The following is a 17,221-nucleotide window of genomic DNA, read 5'->3' on the forward strand; positions in this document are numbered from 1 at the left end:
TCGCCGCGACCATCCTCGGGGACGGACGTACCCTGGCAATGCACCGCGCGGTTGGTACCGATATCGGTGTCGAGCCAACGCGGCGACCGGCTTCGGCAAATCGGCGAACGACTCCGTGGAGGTGCCCGGTAACGCCTCGATATCCGCGTCGGGACCAAGCAGCCCTGATCGCGGCCGTGCCGGCCCCGGTGGCGGTCGCCGGAGCCCTGGCACCGTTCCGGGAGCGTTTCGCCGGCGCGAACGTGGCTCTGTGCATGGTGGTAGTCGTGGCCGCGGTGGCCGCGAACGGCCATCGACTCGCCGGCGCACTGGCTGCCCTGTCGTGCACCGTTTGGTTCGACTTCTTCTTCACGAAGCCATACGAAAGCTTCACCATCACCCGCTCGGCCGATGTTCAGATGGCGGTTCTGCTGCTCTTGGTCGGGCTCGTGGTCTCGGAGATCGCGGCCCGCGCCCGACGACTCCAAGTCGTCGCCATCACCGACGCCGACCACCTCGCCCGCATTCGCGACACCGCCGAGGCCGCACGCTCCTCCACATCGCCGGCGCCCGACCCTCCCTCCAAACCCGCCTGGTCGCGGTCACCCTCGCCGACCAGGCGGGCAGCGCCTTCGAGCACGCCGCGCACTGAACCCGGTTCGGCGGTAGATCACTTGCATGCGGGCGACTTCCCACGCTCGGCCGCTGTCGGTGATCCGGACCGAGGCGGCAGGGGCCGTGGCAGGACCACCGCGACGTCCACCGGACGCGAGCCGTTTGCCGCGCGGGCTCCGGATGCCGGCGCGAGGTGAACGGTCGGCCCGGCGGCCCGGCCGCAACCGCCGCCGGGCGGACGACCCACCCGGGCGGTACTCCGCCCATCGGGGACGCACTCCCGCCCACACCAAAGCCGCGGCTGCCAGGGCCAGGACGCCCTCGGCCGGCCCGCGGCCGGTCAGGCCGTCGAGGCCGGCCTTCGTCGCGGAGTCCATATGCGCGCGGTCGATCGCCGTCACCGCGCTCAGCGCCTTGGTGAGATGCTCGAAGGACCGGTTGGAGCCGTTCTCCTGATAGCTGGTTGTGAAATCGGCGGCGCTACGCATGTCCCCCCGCAACCATCGCCCGCATCTGCCGGTCGTAGGCGTCCCGGTGCCGGGCGACACCCTCCACGGCCGCTGCTCGTTCCCGAACCCGGCCAACTGCTCTCTGCCGCCCCGATATTCCCCCACATGGCCCGGACCCGAGGTAGCGCAACGGCCGCACCAGGACGCCAGTACGCGCCCCATACGCCTCATCCTCGATCCCGAACGCACCCTTGACGGCAACCGGCTGGTTTCGACGCCAGGATCGATGTGGTGGCGACCCGGTCCGCGAAACTTCGAACGAAATAGCAAAGGTGTCCTATAGGACTGACTGACCGGGTTCTCCATGATCGGCCCCATCCCAATCTTGATGCGATCCGAACACCTCGCCCGCCCGGCCGTGTCGAACGCTCATGGCAAAATCAGCGCGTGCACATCGAGGTACTGGGCCCATTCGCGGTTCGCACGACCGACGGCGGCTTGGTCGACGTGCCGGGAGCACGGCTGCGCGCTCTGCTGATCGCCCTCGCGCTCCGCCCGGGTCACGCGGTTCCAAAGGCTGCACTCGTCGACTGGATCTGGGGGGAACGCCCGCCGGCCGACGCGACGAACGCTCTCCATCGCCTGGTCTCCCGGCTGCGCAAGGCACTGCCGGGCGGCGTGATCGAGGGGAAGACGGACGGCTACCGGTTGACCGTGGAGCCCGATGCCGTCGATGCCGTGCGCTTCGAACGCCTCGTCGTCGCGGGCCGGGCCCGCACCGAGGACGCCTTCCGGCGGGTGCGGCTGCTGCGCGAGGCCCTCGAGCTGTGGCGCGGTACGGCGATGCAGGATGTCGGTCTGCACGACAGCTCCGCGTTCGACGCCGCGGTCCTCCGGCTCGACGGGTTACGCCTGTCCGCCACCGAGGATCGATTCGAAGCGGAGGTCACCCTAGGGCGCGGCACGGAGCTGATCACCGAGCTGACCGACCTGGTGACCGCGTACCCGCTCCGGGAACGGCTCGCCGTCGCGCTGATGCGCGCCCTTGCGGCAGCCGGTTGCGAGAGCGAGGCGCTGCTGGTGTACCAGCGCACGAGGGAAGCCCTGGCCGGCACGCTGGGCGTCGACCCATCCCCGGAGCTGGCGGCGGTGCACGTCGCGGTATTGCGGGGCGAGCTGGGGCGGCGGGAGGAGAGCCGCAGGACCAACCTGCGCGCCGAGTTGACTACTTTCGTCGGTAGGAACGCCGATGTCGCGGCGGTCCGCGAGCTCCTCGCCGAGCACCGGCTCACCACCGTGATCGGGCCGGGCGGCGCGGGGAAGACCAGGCTGGCCACGGAGACCGCGCGCACGCTGCTCGGCGACCTGCCGGACGGGGTCTGGCTGGTGGAGCTCGCCGCCATCGGCGCGGACGGTGACATCGCACAGTCGACGCTCGCCGGATTGGGCCTGCGGGACGCCCTGCTCGGCGGGGCCCCGAACGCGGAACCGACGGACCGACTCATCACGGCGATCCGCGAGCGGGAGACGCTGCTGATCCTGGACAACTGCGAGCATGTGATCGAGTCCGCGGCGGTGTTCGCCCACCGGATGCTCGGGGAGTGCCGGCGGCTGCGGATCCTGGCCACGAGCCGCGAGCCCCTCGGCATCACCGGGGAAGCCCTATGGCCGGTCGAGCCGCTGGCCCTGCCGGAGGCGGATGCGGGTCCGGCCGACATCGAGTCCTCACCCGCCGTGCAACTGCTGCGGGACCGGGCCCGGGCCGTGCGGCGGAATCTCGCGGTCGACGCACCCACGCTGGCGACCATGGCGCGGGTCTGCCGGGCGCTGGACGGGATGCCGCTGGCGATCGAACTGGCCGCGGCCCGATTGCGCACGATGCCCATCGACCAGCTCGCGAATCGGCTCGACGACCGGTTCCGCCTGCTGATCGACGGCAGCCGAACCGCACTCCCGCGGCACAAGACGCTGCGCGGGGTGATCGACTGGAGCTGGCAGCTGCTCACCGACGCCGAGCGGATGGTCCTGCGCAGGCTCGCGGTGTTCGCCGACGGGGCGAGCCTGGAGGCGGCCGAGCAGGTCTGCGCGGGCGCCGGTGTCGAGCGGGAGCAGGTGCTGGAATTGCTCACCGCGCTGACCGAGAAGTCGCTGCTGCTCCCCGAGGGCGGCGGCACCCCGCGCTACCGGATGATCGGCACGATAAAGGAGTACGCCGGGCACCGGCTCGCGGAGGCGGGGGAATCGGAGCACACGCGCCACGCACACCTGGCGTACTTCACCGAACTCACCGAGACCGCGGAGCCCCATCTGCGCCGCGCCGAGCAGTTGGACTGGCTGGCCACGCTCGGGGCCGAGCACGAGAACATAGGTTCCGCGATGCGCGGCGCACTCGCGGCGGGTGAGGCGCAGGCGGCAATGCGGCTCGCGGCGGGTGCCGGCTGGTACTGGTGGCTCAGTGGGCACAAGACCGAGGGGATGGAGTTACTCACCACGGCCGGCAGGATGCCCGGCGACGCGGCCGATGACGTCAGGGCCACCGTGTACGCCCTGGTCGTGTTGTTCGTGAGTTCCGGACGGGGCGACGAACACCAGGCCGCGGAGTGGATCCATATGGCATACCGGTTCAGCGTGCGCAGCCGGTGCCGCCATCCGCTGATGGGGTTCGTCGCCCCGCTGGAACGCATGTTGCGGGTACCCGACGCGTTCCTGACCGCGTTCGAACCGCTGCTGGACGACGAGGACCCCTGGGTGCGCGCGCTGGCCCGGCTGCACATGGGCAAGATGCGCATCATGCTCGGCCACGACGGGCGGGACGCGGACGCGTACCTGGAGACGGCGCTGGCCGAGTTTTTGGTGCTCGGCGAGCGATTCGGGATCTCCTTCGCCCTGAGCGAGCTGGCCGACCGGATCGCCGTGCGCGGCGAGTTCGCCGGTGCGTGCGAGCGCTACGAGCAGGCGATCGCGGTCGTCACCGAGATCGGTGACATCGAGGACGTCATCCGGATGCGGTCGCGGCAGGCCCAGTTGTACTGGCTGCGGGGCGACGAGGACGCCGCCGCGGCCGCCATTGCCGAGGCGCAGCGGTGCGCGGAGCGGGTCACCTGGCCGGACGCGCTGGCCGAGCTGGCCCTGTCGAAGGCGGAACTCGCCCGGTGGAGCGGGGACGCCGAGGAAGCGTACCGGCAACTCGCGGTCGCGACGGACGTATTGGGCGAAGAGGCGAAACAGGCGAGCGCGCGGGCGGTGTCCCACGACCTGCTCGGCTACCTCGCCGAGGATCTCGACCAGGTCCGGGCGCACCGCGCGGCGGCCTGCGCGGCGGCTGCCGAGGCGGGACACGCGCCGCTGATCGCGCAGGTACTCGTCGGGGTCGCGGACCTGGCTCTGCGCCGTGACAAGCCCGAGCAGGCCGCGTGGCTGCTCGCGGCGAGCGCCGGCGTGTGCGGGTTGTTGGACCGCTCCCGCCCGGACGTGGCGCGGATCGAGCAGGCCGCGCGCCGCAGCCTCGGCGACGCGCGGTTCGCAGAGGCGACTCGGGAGAGAGCGCGGTCCGACTGGGCTTGGTTGGTCGAGGTCGCGCTCGCTTCTTGAGCGTGGCGACCGACCACACATAGCCGAGGAGGGCGAGCCCGAGGCACCAGGCGATGCCCGCGAGCACGTCGCCGCGGTCATTGCGCCAGCTTGTGGTTGATGACCTCGAAGACTTCGGCCACGGGTGCGGGCATGTTCATTTCGTGGTGCGTGGCGCGCACGTCGTGTACCTCGATGGAGCCGAGGATGTACGGCCGCCACATGGGCGCGTACACCTCATCCTTGAGCGTTGCGCTGAAGAACAGCACATCGCCGCGGTAGACCGGGGATTCGAAGTCCATCATGCGGGTCGTATTGTTGGCCAGTACCTTCGACATGGTGTCCAGGAAGTGTTGTTGGTTGTCGGTACCTATGTACTGGCCGAAAAACTCTTCGAGTTCGTCCCGGTAGTTCGACGGTGTCTTGCCGGCGTGGATCTCGGTGAACCCGTGCCCGCCCGGGTGAGAATCCAGGATGGCCGCGAGGGCGATCCGGTGCCCGCGGCGGTCGAGCAATTCGGCGACGGCCTGCACGAGTGTGCCGCCGTAGGACCAGCCGATGAGGTGGAAGGGCCCTTCCGGTTGGATCTTCAGCATCTCGGTGACGTAGTCCTCGACCATTTCCTCCACGGACCCCGCGAGCTTGTCCACGCCGTCGGAACCGCGGGACTGCAGGGCGTAGGCCGGCCGCTCCCGCACGTGCGTCACGAAGCTGAAGTAGGCCCAGCCCAGGCCGCCTCCCCCGTGGAAGAACCACAGGGGCTCTTTTCCCGTGCCGGGATCGGTGTTCAACGGCAGCACGACTGCGAAAGGGTCGGCGTTGTCCAGGGGAATGCCGCCGATGAGCACCAGCGAGGCCAACTCGGCGACCGTGGGATATTTGATGATCGTCCTGAGCGGTATGTCCACGTCGAACTGCTTGCGGATGCGCGCACTGAGTCGAGTGGCCAGGAGCGAGTGTCCGCCGAGCGTGAAGAAGTCGTCGTGGATACCGACCTTTTCCCTCCCGAGCAACTCGCCGAAGAGGGCGCACAGCTTCTCTTCGTTGATGTCGCGTGGCCCTTGGCCGACGGCGGTGTCCGTGTTCTCGGACGGCAGTGCTCGTCGGTCGAGCTTCCCGTTCGGCGTCAGCGGGATCTCGGACATCGCAATGACCGCGGAAGGCACCATGTAGTCCGGGAGACGCCCACGCAGGTACTCGGACAGTTCGGCGAGCAGCGGGCCGGTCGGCACGTCGCTCGCCGGAGCACCGGCATCGGCCGGCACGGCACGAGATTGGGGCACCACATAGCCCACGATGCGCTTGTCGCCGTCCTCGTTCTCCCGCACCACGACCGCCGCCTGCGCCACCCCGGGATGTCCGGCCAGCACATACTCGATCTCCCCCAACTCGATCCGAAAGCCCCGGATCTTCACCTGGAGATCGGTACGCGCGATGTATTCGAGCCGACCGTTTCGGTTCCACCGCGCCAGGTCCCCGGTGCGATACATCCGCGCACCGGCTGGACCGAACGGGCACGCCACGAACCGCTCCGCGGTCAACTCCGGTCGGCCCTGGTATCCGCGGGCCACTCCGGCTCCGGCGATGTAGAGCTCGCCCTGCACTCCGCGCGGAACCGGGCGCAACCACGAATCGAGCAAGTACACCCGGGTGTTCCCGACCGGAGATCCGATCGACACACCCGCCCCGGCCTTCACCTTCACAGGTGCCATGGTCGACCACGTCGTCGTCTCCGTCGGGCCGTACCAGTTGCCTACTTCGGCGGCCTGATCCGCGAGCGCCTCGGCCAGCCGAACCGGCACCGCCTCCGCGCCGGTGATGATCCGCAGACCCTTCGCCGCGGTCGGCTCGTGCGTGAGCAACATCTGCCAGAACGCGGGCGTGGCCTGCACCACGGTGACCCCGTGCCGACGGATGAATGCCACCATGGCGGACGGATCGGTGACGGTGTCCTTCCGGGCCATCACCATGGTCGCGCCGGAGACGAACGGCAGGTACAGCTCGGTGTTCGCCATGTCGAACGACACCGTCGTGCTGAACAACATGCGGTCTGCGGACGACAGCGGGAACCGCCGCTGCGTCGTGGCGATGAAGTTCGCCACCGCGCCGCGCGGGATCGCCACGCCCTTCGGGGTCCCCGTCGACCCCGATGTGTAGATCACGTACTGGATGTTCTCGGGCCGCACAACCACATCGGGCGCCGAGTCCGGATAGCCGGTGCAGTCCACGCCGGCCAGCTTGTCCGTATCGATCACCAGCATCGGATCCGCCTGATCGAGGATGTCGTCGATCCGGGAACGCGGGTGGTCCGGGTCCACCGGAACATAGGCTCCGCCGGCCTTCAGCACCGCCAGCAGTGCGACCATCAGGTTCACCGTCCGGGGCAGGCAGACCGCGACCAGCGACTCGGCCCGCACGCCGCGCTCGACCAGCCAGTGCGCCAGCCGGTTCGACCGGACGTCCAGTTCGCGGTAGGTGAGCGTCTCGTCCTCGCCGATCACGGCGAGGGCCTGCGGAGTTGCCTGCACCTGCCGGTGGATCGCCGCCAACAACCCCTGTTCCAGGGTCGGTTCGGCGGTGTCGTTGACTCCGACGAGCAGTTGCTCCCGCTCGCCCGCGACCAGCACGTCGATGTCCCCGACGCGCACGCTCGGATCGGCCACCACCTGCTCCAGAACCCGCGCGAATCGAGTACCCATGGCCTCGATCGTGTCCCGGTCGAACAGCCGGGTCGCGTACTGGATGTCGGCCTGCAGCGTCCCCGTCGCGTCCATGGTCATGCTGAAGAACAGGTCGACCTGGGCCTGCGACGGGATGGCCTGTTGGAATTCCACCTCGAGTCCGGGGAGGTCGAGGCTGGGCTTCTCGTAGTTCTGCCAGCCACACATCACCTGGAACAGCGGCCGGTACGCGCTGGAGCGGTCGGGGTTGATCGCCTCGACCAGCACGTCGAACGGTAGGTCCTGGTGCTCGTAGGCCGCCAGTGCCTTGTTCCGCACCCGTGTGAGCACCTCGCCGAAGGCCGGGTCACCGGAGAGGTCTACCCGCAGCACCAGGTTGTTGACGAAGCAGCCGATCATGGGGTTCAGCGCCTCTTCCGTCCGCCCGGCGATCGGCATGGCGATCGGCAAATCCTCGCCACCACCGAGCTTGCACAGCAGCACCGCCAACGCCGCCTGCACAAGCATCGACATGCTGGTGCCCCGCTCGGCCGCCAGTTTCTCCAGTCCGGCCGCCACTTCCGGTTTCACCACGAAGCCGAGCGTGTCGCCCTCCGTGTCCGCGTCCAAGGACCGCGGTCGATCCAGCGGCAGGTTCAGTGGCTGCGGTGCCCCGTCCAACTCGTCGCGCCAGTACTCGACCTGCGCGGCGGCGAGAGAGTCGGGGTCGTTCACGTCACCCAGTAACTCGCGCTGCCACAGCGTGTAGTCCTTGTACTGCACGGGCAACGGCTCCCACTGCGGCGCCCGACCGGCCAGGCGGGCGGTGTACGCCGCGACCAGGTCCCGGGCCAGCGGCGCGCCGGAGCTGCCGTCCGTGGCGATGTGATGGATCACCACGACCAGCACGTGCTCTTCCGATGAGCAGCGGAACAGAGCTGTCCGCATGGGGATTTCGACCGCCAAGTCGAAGCAGTGCGCGATGGCCCCGTCGACCGCGCCGGACACGTTCTCGGGCGCCACCTCGACGACGGGCATCCGCGCCTGCGCGAACGCCTCCGCCACTGGCAGGATCCGTTGGTGGGACTCACCGTCGTCGTCGGTCACATAGACCGTGCGCAGGATCTCGTGCCGGTCGACCAAGTCGCGGATGGCCACGGCGAGGGCAACCTCGTCCAGCCGTCCGGTCAGCCGGAACGCCGCCGACATGTTCCAGGTCGCGCCTCCCTCGAGTTGGTGCAGAAACAAGGTCCGGCGTTGTGCGTAGGACAGCGGAATCATTGCCTTACTCCTCTACGGTCATCCTGCGCAGTCGGGGACGACCGTGAGGGGTCGGTTCCTCCGACCACGGTGCGAGCGCGGCCACCGTCGGCAGGTCGAAGATCTTGCGGATGGGAATCTCGATTCCCATTTCGTCGCGGGCGCGGCTGATCAGCCGCACGACGAGCAGGGAATGTCCGCCGAGCGCGAAGAAACTGTCGTCGATGCCGACCGAGTCCACGCCGAGTACCTCGGCGAAGAGCTTGGTCATGGCCTCCTCCCGCGGGTTGCGGGGCGCACGGTAGGCGGTGCCGGTGTATTCCGGCTCGGGCAACGCGGTCCGGTCCAGCTTGCCGTTGGGCATCAGCGGCAGCCGATCCAGGAGGACGAACGCGGCCGGTACCATGAACTCGGGCAGTTGCTCGGCCGCGAACCGGCGGATCTCCTCGACGGCGATCCCACCCGACGGCACCACGTACGCAACGAGTCGCCTGGCAATGCCGGTCCCCCGGACGATGACGGCGACCTGCGCAACGTCGGGGTGCGCGGCAAGCGCGGCCTCGATCTCGGCGGGTTCGATCCGGAAGCCGCGCACCTTGACCTGCGCGTCCCCGCGGCCCACGTACTCCAGTTGCCCCTCGCCGTTCCAGCGGGCCAGGTCCCCGGTGCGATACATCCGCGACCCGGACGGACCGAACGGGTCCGCGACGAAACGCTCGGCGGTCGGCGCGCCGCGGTCGTAATAGCCGCGACCCACGTTCCCACCGACGTACAACTCGCCGACCGCGCCCGGCGGCACCGGAGCCAGGCCGGGACCGAGAAGGTAGGTCCGCATGTTCCCCAGCGGCATGCCGATGGGCGCGCTGCCCGTCCAGTCCTGCTTGTCGCCGGAGACGGTGTAGGTGGTGGCGTAGAACGACTCGCTCTGCCCGTAGGCGTTGACGACCCGTACACCCGGGAAGGCCCGCCGTGTCCGCTCGACGAGGGACGAGGGCAGCGCCTCGCCGGCGAAGACGACCGTCTCCACGGCGGTGCGGCCGGAGATCTCGTCGAAGAGTCCGGCGAAGGCGGACGGCACGGTGGAGATCACGCTGCCGCTCCAACCCTTCCGGTCGCTCAGGGCCATCACGTCCTCGACGACTTCGACGATGCCGCCGCTCGCGAGGGTCGTGAAGATCTCGAACGCCGAGACGTCGAAGTTGATCGACGTGCCCGCCAGGAGCCGCTTGCCCGGCTCCATGCCCACGCGGGGGGCCAGGCGCAATACCCCGTTGACCACGTTCGCATGGGTGATGGCCACGCCTTTGGGCTTGCCCGTGGAGCCGGAGGTGTACATTACATACGCCAACTGCTCTGCGTGGATCGGCAGTTGGAGGCCAGTGTCGGGTCCGGACAGGTCGAGCTCGTCGACGAGGACATCCGGGGCGTCGTGCTCGGGCAGCACCGCGACCGTCGTGGAATGGGCCAAGACCAGATGCGGCCGTGCCTCCTCGAAGATTGCCGCGAGGCGGTGGCCGGGGTATCTGGGGTCGACCGGCAGGTACGCGCCGCCCGCCTTCAGCACCGCCAACAGGGCGATCACCAGGTCGGCCGACCGGGGCAGCGACACCGCCACCACCGACTCCGGGGCCACGCCGCGGCGGACCAGTTCGCGTGCCAGCCGGTCGGCCCGGGCGTTCATCTCGCGGTACGTCAGCGACTTGCCCCCGGCGACCACGGCGACCTCGACCGGAGTCCGCACCACCTGCGCCTCGACGAGCCCGGCGATCGTCACGTCCGGCGTGGGGACCGCCGTGTGGTTGAACTCCGTGAGCAATCGGTCGCGTTCCGCCGACTCCAGGATGTCGACTCGTGCGACCTTCAGCTCGGGGGTGGCCGCCAACTGCCGCAGGACGCGGACGAGGCGGGCCGCGCAGAGTTCCACCGCGTCCCGGTCGAAGACGCCCAGCGAGAACTGAAGGGTGAGCCGGAGGTGCGGGTCGACGGCCGCCATCAGGGTCAGCGGATAGTTGGTCGCCGTGGACGGGCGCAGGCCGGTGAAGGCGATGCCGTCCGCGGCCTCGGTGGCGGCGTCCAGGCCATCCCGGTCGATCGGGTAGGACTCGAAGACGACCAGCGTGTCGAAGAGGGTCTGCAGGCCGACGGTCTGCTGGATCTCCGTGAGCCCGTAGTGGTGGTGCTCCTGAAGGGCGGTCTGCCGGCTCTGCAGCCGAGTGAGGATCTCGGAGAGGGTGTCGCCGGGTGCGTACTCCAACCGTACCGGCAGGGTGTTGATGAACATCCCCACCATCGACTCGACGCCCGTCATCTCGGCCGGACGTCCCGAGACGGTGGCACCGAACACCACGTCCCGGCGGCCGGTGAGCTGAGCCAACAACAGCCCCCAGGCACCCTGGACCAGCGTGTTGACGGTGACGCCCGACTCGGCCGCGCGCCTGACCAGTTCGCGCGCCTCGTCGAGCGGCAGTACGACGTCGACCTGGTCGACGCCCCGCGCACCCACACCTTCGGAGCCGGGAGCAAGCAGGGTCGGCTCCTCGAACCCCTCGAGTTCGACACCCCACACCCGTGCCGACTCCTCGTCGTCCTGCCGGGCGCGCCAGGCCAGGAACTCGCCGAAATCGCGGATCCCGGGCAACCCGGCCGGGTCGCCGTCGGATGCGTAGAGCAGCAGCAGGTCCCGCATCAGCAACGGTGTGGACCAGCCGTCGAGCAACACGTGGTGAGCGGTCAGCACGAGTTCGGCCCCGCCGGACTCGAGAGCGACGAACGCGAACCGGATCAGCGGTGCCGTGCCCACGTCGAAGTGCGTGGCCCGGTCCTGGGCGAGGAACCGCTCGAACGCCTCGGTGCGCTCCTCCTCGCCGCGCCCGGTCAGATCGAGGTACTGCCACGGCAGGGACACCGTCTCCGGCACCACCTGCACCACATCGCCGGCCGCCCGGTTGACGAACGCCGCACGGAGGCCGGCGTAACGCCCCAACAGCGCCTGCCCGGCCCGGCGCATGCGCTCCGGGTCGACCGCGCCGGACAGGTGGAACGCCAGTTGCATGTGATAGGCGTCGAACGAGGGTCCGGCCAGCATCGTGTGGAACAACATGCCGGACTGCACCGGGGTCACCGGCCATACCTGGGTGAGCTTGCCGAACCGGGTCTCCCAGGTGTCGATCTCCTCCTGGCCGACCTCGACCAGCGGCGCGTCCGTCGGTGTCAGTCCGCCGGCGTCGGGTGAGACCGCGTGCCGAGCCAGTGCGGTCAGTGCCTCGACCCACAGCCCGGCCAGTTCGGTCACCTCCTCGCGGGAGAGCACACCGGTCGGGAAGGTGAACCACGCGGTCAACTCCTCACCGCCGAGGGTGTTGACGGCCACCGCGTTGATCTCCAGCGCCGACAACACCGGCATGTCCGCGTCCGGAACGGCAATCAGGTCCTGCACGGTGGTATCCGGTGCCCAGCCCAGGTCCCGCAGTTCCGCGGGAATGTCCGCGCCGGTGGTCCGGCCGAGGTAGTTGAAGCCGATCTGCGGTTCCCGCTCGGCGGCCAGTACGGCGGCGGTCTCCGGATTCAGCCGGCGCAGCAGACCGAAACCGATCCCGCTGTCCGGAACGGCCCGCACCTGCTCCTTGACCGCCTTGATCGCCCGTCCCGCGGCCGGGCCACCGGCGAACGCGTCGGCCACGTCGACGCCCGCCAGATCCAGCCGCACCGGGAACATCGCGGTGAACCACCCGATCGTGCCCGACAGATCCGCCCCGGGTACCACCTGCTCCTCCCGACCGTGCCCCTCCAACCGGACCAGAACCGAGGACCCCGTCACGCCGCGCGTCTTTCGGAAACGTGCCAACGCCAACGCCAACGCCGCCAGCAAAGCGTCGTCCGCACTGCCCCGGAAGACCGAGGGCACCGTGTTCAACACGGTTTGCGTGATATCCGCCGGCACCCGAACGCGCACGGTGTCCGCGGTGGCAGCGACATCGCGCACCGGGTCCAACGTCCGCGCTCCAAGTACCGGCTCGTCTCCACACAACATCCGCTGCCACAGCGGCAGTTCCGCCGCCCGTCGCGGTTTGACCGCCTCCTCGACCAGAGCATGCGCCCACCGGCGCAACGAAGTACCCGCCTCGGCCCGTACCGTGCCGTGGCCGTCCCGGACCTGTTGCCAGGCGGAGATCAGGTCCGGGAGCAGGATCCGCCAGGACACCCCGTCGACGACCAGGTGGTGTAGCACGATCAACAACCGACCCGCGCCCGAGGAGGTGAGCCACACGAACTGCGCCATCACACCCGCGTCCGGATCCAACCGCCCCGCCGCCGCGTCCAACTCGGCGAGCACACCGGTGTCGTCGTAGGGGGCTTCCCGCACCAGTGCGCCCGCATGCACGCTACCGGGCGGTCCGATCCACAGGCCCGACTGCGCCCGAACCAGTCGGGAACGCAACACGTCGTGCCCGTCCAGCACGGCCTGCACAGTCGCGACCAGTTCCGCACGGTCGATGCCCTCGGGCAGGGTCAGCATCGCGGACATGCAGAACCGGCCGATACCACCACCAGGCGCGAGAACGTGCGCGGCGGTCGGCGGCAGCGGAGCCCAGCCGATGCCGCCACCCGGCAGCTCGGCCAACGTCACGCGTGGCTCTTCTCCCCGTCCCTCGACCAGTTCCGCGAGCCGGGCGACGGTGCGGTGCTCGAAGATGTCCCGTGTGCCGACCACGATGCCGCGCTTCTTGGCCCGCGCGACGACCTGGATGGAGCGGATGCTGTCCCCGCCGCCGGTGAAGAAGTCGTCGTCGATGCCGACCTGTCGGGCGTCGAGCACGTCGGCGTACACCTCGGCCAACACCCGTTCCGCGGCACTGCGCGGTGCTCGGTAGCCGGCGCCGGAGAACTCCGGCTCGGGCAGTGCGGCCCGATCCAGCTTTCCGGTCGCGGTCAACGGCAGACGCTCCAGCACCACGAGCAAGGCGGGCACCATGTAGTCCGGCAACCGCTTGGCCGCGAACCGCCGCAGATCCGTCACGAAAACGCCGGGGCGCGCGTCGGCAGCGTCGCTTCCTGCATCCGCCGGCACCACGTAGCCGACGAGCCGCGTGTTGCCGGCGGGGTCCACGCATGCCGTGACCGCGGCCTGGCCGATCGCGGGATGCCGAGCGAGGACCGTCTCGATCTCGGTCGGCTCGACACGAATGCCGTTGACCTTTATTTGGGTGTCGGCGCGTCCCGCGTAATTCAGTCGGCCCTTGTGGTCCCAGCGGGCCAGGTCACCGGTTCGGTACATACGTGCACCGGCCGGACCGAACGGGCAGGCGACGAATCGCTCCGCGGTCGCCCCGCCGCTTCGGTGATATCCACGGGCAAGCAATCCGGCGACGTACAGTTCGCCGACCACACCGGGCGAAACCGGCGTCAGCTCCGGTCCCAGAATGTAGGCACGCATGTTGGCGAGCGGCTGTCCGACCGGTATCGCTCCGGTTCCGGCCCACTGCTGTGGAAGCGTGAAGGTGGAGGCATAGAAGCTTTCGGTCTGCCCGTACGCGTTGACGACACGGACATCGGGGAACCTGTGGTGGACCCTGCGCACGAGATCGGCCGAGAGCGCTTCACCGGCGAACACGATGGTTTCCACGTCGAGTCGAAGACTGCCCGGATCCTCGGTGGCGATCTGATCGAGGAGGGCTGAGAACACCGCGGGCACGGCACTGATGGTGCTGCCCGCCCATCTGTCGCGTTCGGCGAGTTCGAGCACGTCGCGGACGACTTCGACGCAGGCGCCGGCGGAGAGCGCGGTGAATATCTCGAACACGGAGACGTCGAAGTTCACCGAGGTCGCGGCGAGCATCCGCGAGCCCGGCCCGACGTGCGTGATCCGCCGCAGATCCCGCACACCGTTGACCACGCAGGCGTGGGTGACGGCAACGCCTTTGGGAGTCCCGGTCGATCCGGACGTGAACATCACATAGGCCGGATTGTCCGCGCCGATACGGACATCCGGGGCCGGCGGCACGGGTCCGTCGAGGTTCAGGTCGTCCAGGTGGAGCACCGGTGCTCGGCGCTTGGCCACGGCGGCCGTTTCGTAATCGGTCAGCAGCAGAGCCGGATCGGCCGCGTCGAGCAGGAGATCGACTCGTGCCGCCGGGTACCCGGGATCGATCGGCAGGTACGCACCGCCCGCCTTGAGCACGCCCAGCAGCGCGACCACCAGGTCCGCGGATCGTGGCAACGCCACGGCTACCAGCGCATCCGGCCGCACACCATGCGCGTGCAACACCGCGGCCAATCGGTCTGCGCGAGCGTTCAACTCCCGATACGACAACGTGGTTTGCCCACAGACGACCGCTGTCGCGTCCGGTGTCCGTATCACTTGAGCGGTGACGAGTTCCGCCACCGTCGCCTCTCGCACCGGTACGGTCGTCTCGTTCAGCCGTGTCAGCCGAACCCGTTCGGCGTCGGTGAGCACGTCCACTCCGCCGAGACGCTTCCCCGGATCGGCGACCACCTGCCGCAACACGCGAAGATAGCGGTCGACGAAACTCTCGGCCGTAGAGTGCTCGAATAGTTCCGTCGCGTACTCCAACCGCGCGTACGCGCCTTTGGACGGGTTCGGGACGATGTTGAAGAACAGGTCGAACTTGGCGGTCCCGGTGCTCACCGGAAGCGGGGTGACCCGCAGTCCCGGCATGTCGATCTCGGACCACGCGGACTGCCAGGCCAGCATCACCTGGAACAGCGGTTGGTACGAGGTAGTGCGGCCCGGAGCGAGCAGTTCCACCAGCCGCTCGAAGGGAACGTCCTGGTTGTCGTACGCGGCAAGAGCCCTCTCGCGCACCTGCGCCAACAAGTCGCGGAAGGACGGGTTCTCGGACAGGTCGGCGCGCAACACCCAGGTGTTGGCGAAGAACCCGATCAGCTCGTCGAGTTGTTCATCGGCACGTCCCTCGATCGGACTGCCGATGGTCAGGTCGTTGCCGGCGCCCAGGTGATGCAGGAGCACCGCCAGCGCGGCCTGGGCGAGCATCGGCGCCGTGGCGCCGTTATCCGCGGCCAGCTTCCCGATCCGCGCGAGCAGTTCCGGCTCCAGCTGGAAGTCGACATGACCGCCGCAGTGCGCGGCCGACGTCGGACGCGGCCGGTCCAGCGGCAATTGCACCGGCTGCGGTGCACCGGACAATTCCTCTCGCCAGTGATCCAGTTGCACCGCGGTGATACTCTCCGGGTCCCCTTCGTCGCCCAACAGCTGTCGCTGCCACAGCGTGTAGTCCTTGTACTGCACCACGAGCGGCGTCCACCCCGGCGGTCTTCCCTGGCGACGCGCCGCGTACGCCGCCAGCAGATCCCGCAGGAACGGCGCCATCGACGCTCCGTCCGCGGCTATGTGGTGGAACACGAACACCAGCACGTGCTCCTGCGGGCGGACCCGGAAAACGGTGGTTCGCAGCGGGAGTTCCGTGCCCAGGTCGAATCCCTCACACACGTTCTCACGCGTCGCGGCGTCCACCGCTTCCGCAGCCGTGTCAACCACCCGGAACGGCACGGTCGCCTCCTGCGCCGGCAGGATCCGCTGCTCCGGCGTGCCGTCCTCGTTCTCGACGACCAGGGTGCGCAGGCTCTCGTGCCGGGTGACCACGTCCGTCACCGCGACGGCCAGGGCCGCCGTGTCCAGTGGCCCTTCCAGGCGTAGCACGAACGGAATGTTGTAGGTCGCAGAGGGGCCTTCCAGCCGGTGCAGGAACCACAGGCGCCGCTGGGCGAAGGACAACGGGATCATCGACGCTTCTCCTATGTGGTCGTGGGGCGCAGCGAGGGGTGGTGGTACGCGGCGGCTCCCCGAGCCGAACCGCCGACTGTGCATCGGTCGGATCACCGAGCTCGACGCGGAGCTCGTAGACCTCGATCCGAAATTCGGACCGCACCATGTCATCGACCCCGCCGTCCCGGTTCCACCACACGGGATCGCCGTAGTGGTGGAACGGGCTCACGGCGCGCCGTGAGGTCACGCGACGGACCGCTCCGCGGTCCGTCGGGCCGGCGCAACCGGGAACGCCTCCGCCGGGACGGTACGAAGTCCGCGCCGGCCACCCTCTTCCGCCACGTCGGCTCGGTCGGGCGCCGGCACTTCGAGGGCGCCGATCGGCGCCGTCGAGTCGACGAACACTTGCTCAAGCACCCAAACGAACCGGGCCGCGATCACCTGGATCGCGTCGCGGTGACAGGTGTCGCCCTCGCCCCATCCGGGCCGAGCATCGAGAAAACCGATCCCGCAACGTCCTCGAAGCCGATGCCGTCGGGCACGACTTTGCCGCCATATGTCCTGCCCAGCCCACAAACTGCAAGTGCCGAACATGTCATGACGTCACTGTCCTCACGCCGTCTGACACCGATCTGTCACGCCTGTGACACGGCCAGGGATATGTCAGCGTCTGGTCCGGACAGCTCTGTTTGGCGACCATCCGCAGGACACGGACGACCGCCGGCACGTGCCGGAACGGCGTTCCGTCGCCGACCTGTCCGGGATGACCACGCGGGCGGTCATGACCCACCATCCGTCGTGCGCGGGGGCACCGGAGCGTGCGGATCGCGGCAGACGGCGAACTCGCCCTTCGTTTCCGAGCCTTGACGATCATCGGTCAGTGGATGTGCCGCCTTCTCCGGCTCGTGCCGCAGCCGCCTCCACTGCCTGGGCGTACACGTCGC

4 protein-coding genes are annotated in these 17,221 nt (G+C 69.2%); 2 read left to right on the plus strand and 2 right to left on the minus strand.

The genetic code is table 11. The features are described from left to right. The first annotated feature begins 176 nt into the window (after positions 1-176). Positions 177-791, plus strand: a complete 615-nt coding sequence (locus ACWGR4_RS22510; protein ID WP_452128438.1) for a DUF4118 domain-containing protein — start codon at positions 177-179, stop codon at positions 789-791. Positions 792-1,490: 699 nt separating this feature from the next. Next, complete coding sequence (locus tag ACWGR4_RS22515; RefSeq protein ID WP_452128439.1) at positions 1,491-4,634, plus strand: BTAD domain-containing putative transcriptional regulator; 3,144 nt, start codon at positions 1,491-1,493, stop codon at positions 4,632-4,634. A gap of 77 nt (positions 4,635-4,711) precedes the next feature. On the opposite strand, the gene ACWGR4_RS22520 is transcribed toward ACWGR4_RS22515, so the two are convergent. Together ACWGR4_RS22520 and ACWGR4_RS22525 are read right to left on the minus strand one after the other, a co-directional pair. Further along, the gene (locus tag ACWGR4_RS22520) at positions 4,712-8,554 is read right to left on the minus strand and encodes a non-ribosomal peptide synthetase (RefSeq protein ID WP_452128440.1); all 3,843 of its coding nucleotides are present in this window, start codon (positions 8,552-8,554) and stop codon (positions 4,712-4,714) included. A 4-nt stretch (positions 8,555-8,558) separates the two neighbouring features. After that, positions 8,559-16,295: an amino acid adenylation domain-containing protein gene (locus ACWGR4_RS22525; protein ID WP_452128441.1), complete on the minus strand. Its 7,737-nt coding sequence runs from the start codon at positions 16,293-16,295 to the stop codon at positions 8,559-8,561. Positions 16,296-17,221 lie beyond the last annotated feature (926 nt).

The organism is Embleya sp. NPDC055664, assembly GCF_053618075.1.

What these genes read in the sequence shown, in the direction of transcription:
- ACWGR4_RS22525 (WP_452128441.1), bottom strand. Translation starts at nt 16,295, where the DNA reads ATGATCCCGTTGTCCTTCGCCCAGCGGCGCCTGTGGTTCCTGCACCGG.
- ACWGR4_RS22520 (WP_452128440.1), bottom strand. Translation starts at nt 8,554, where the DNA reads ATGATTCCGCTGTCCTACGCACAACGCCGGACCTTGTTTCTGCACCAA.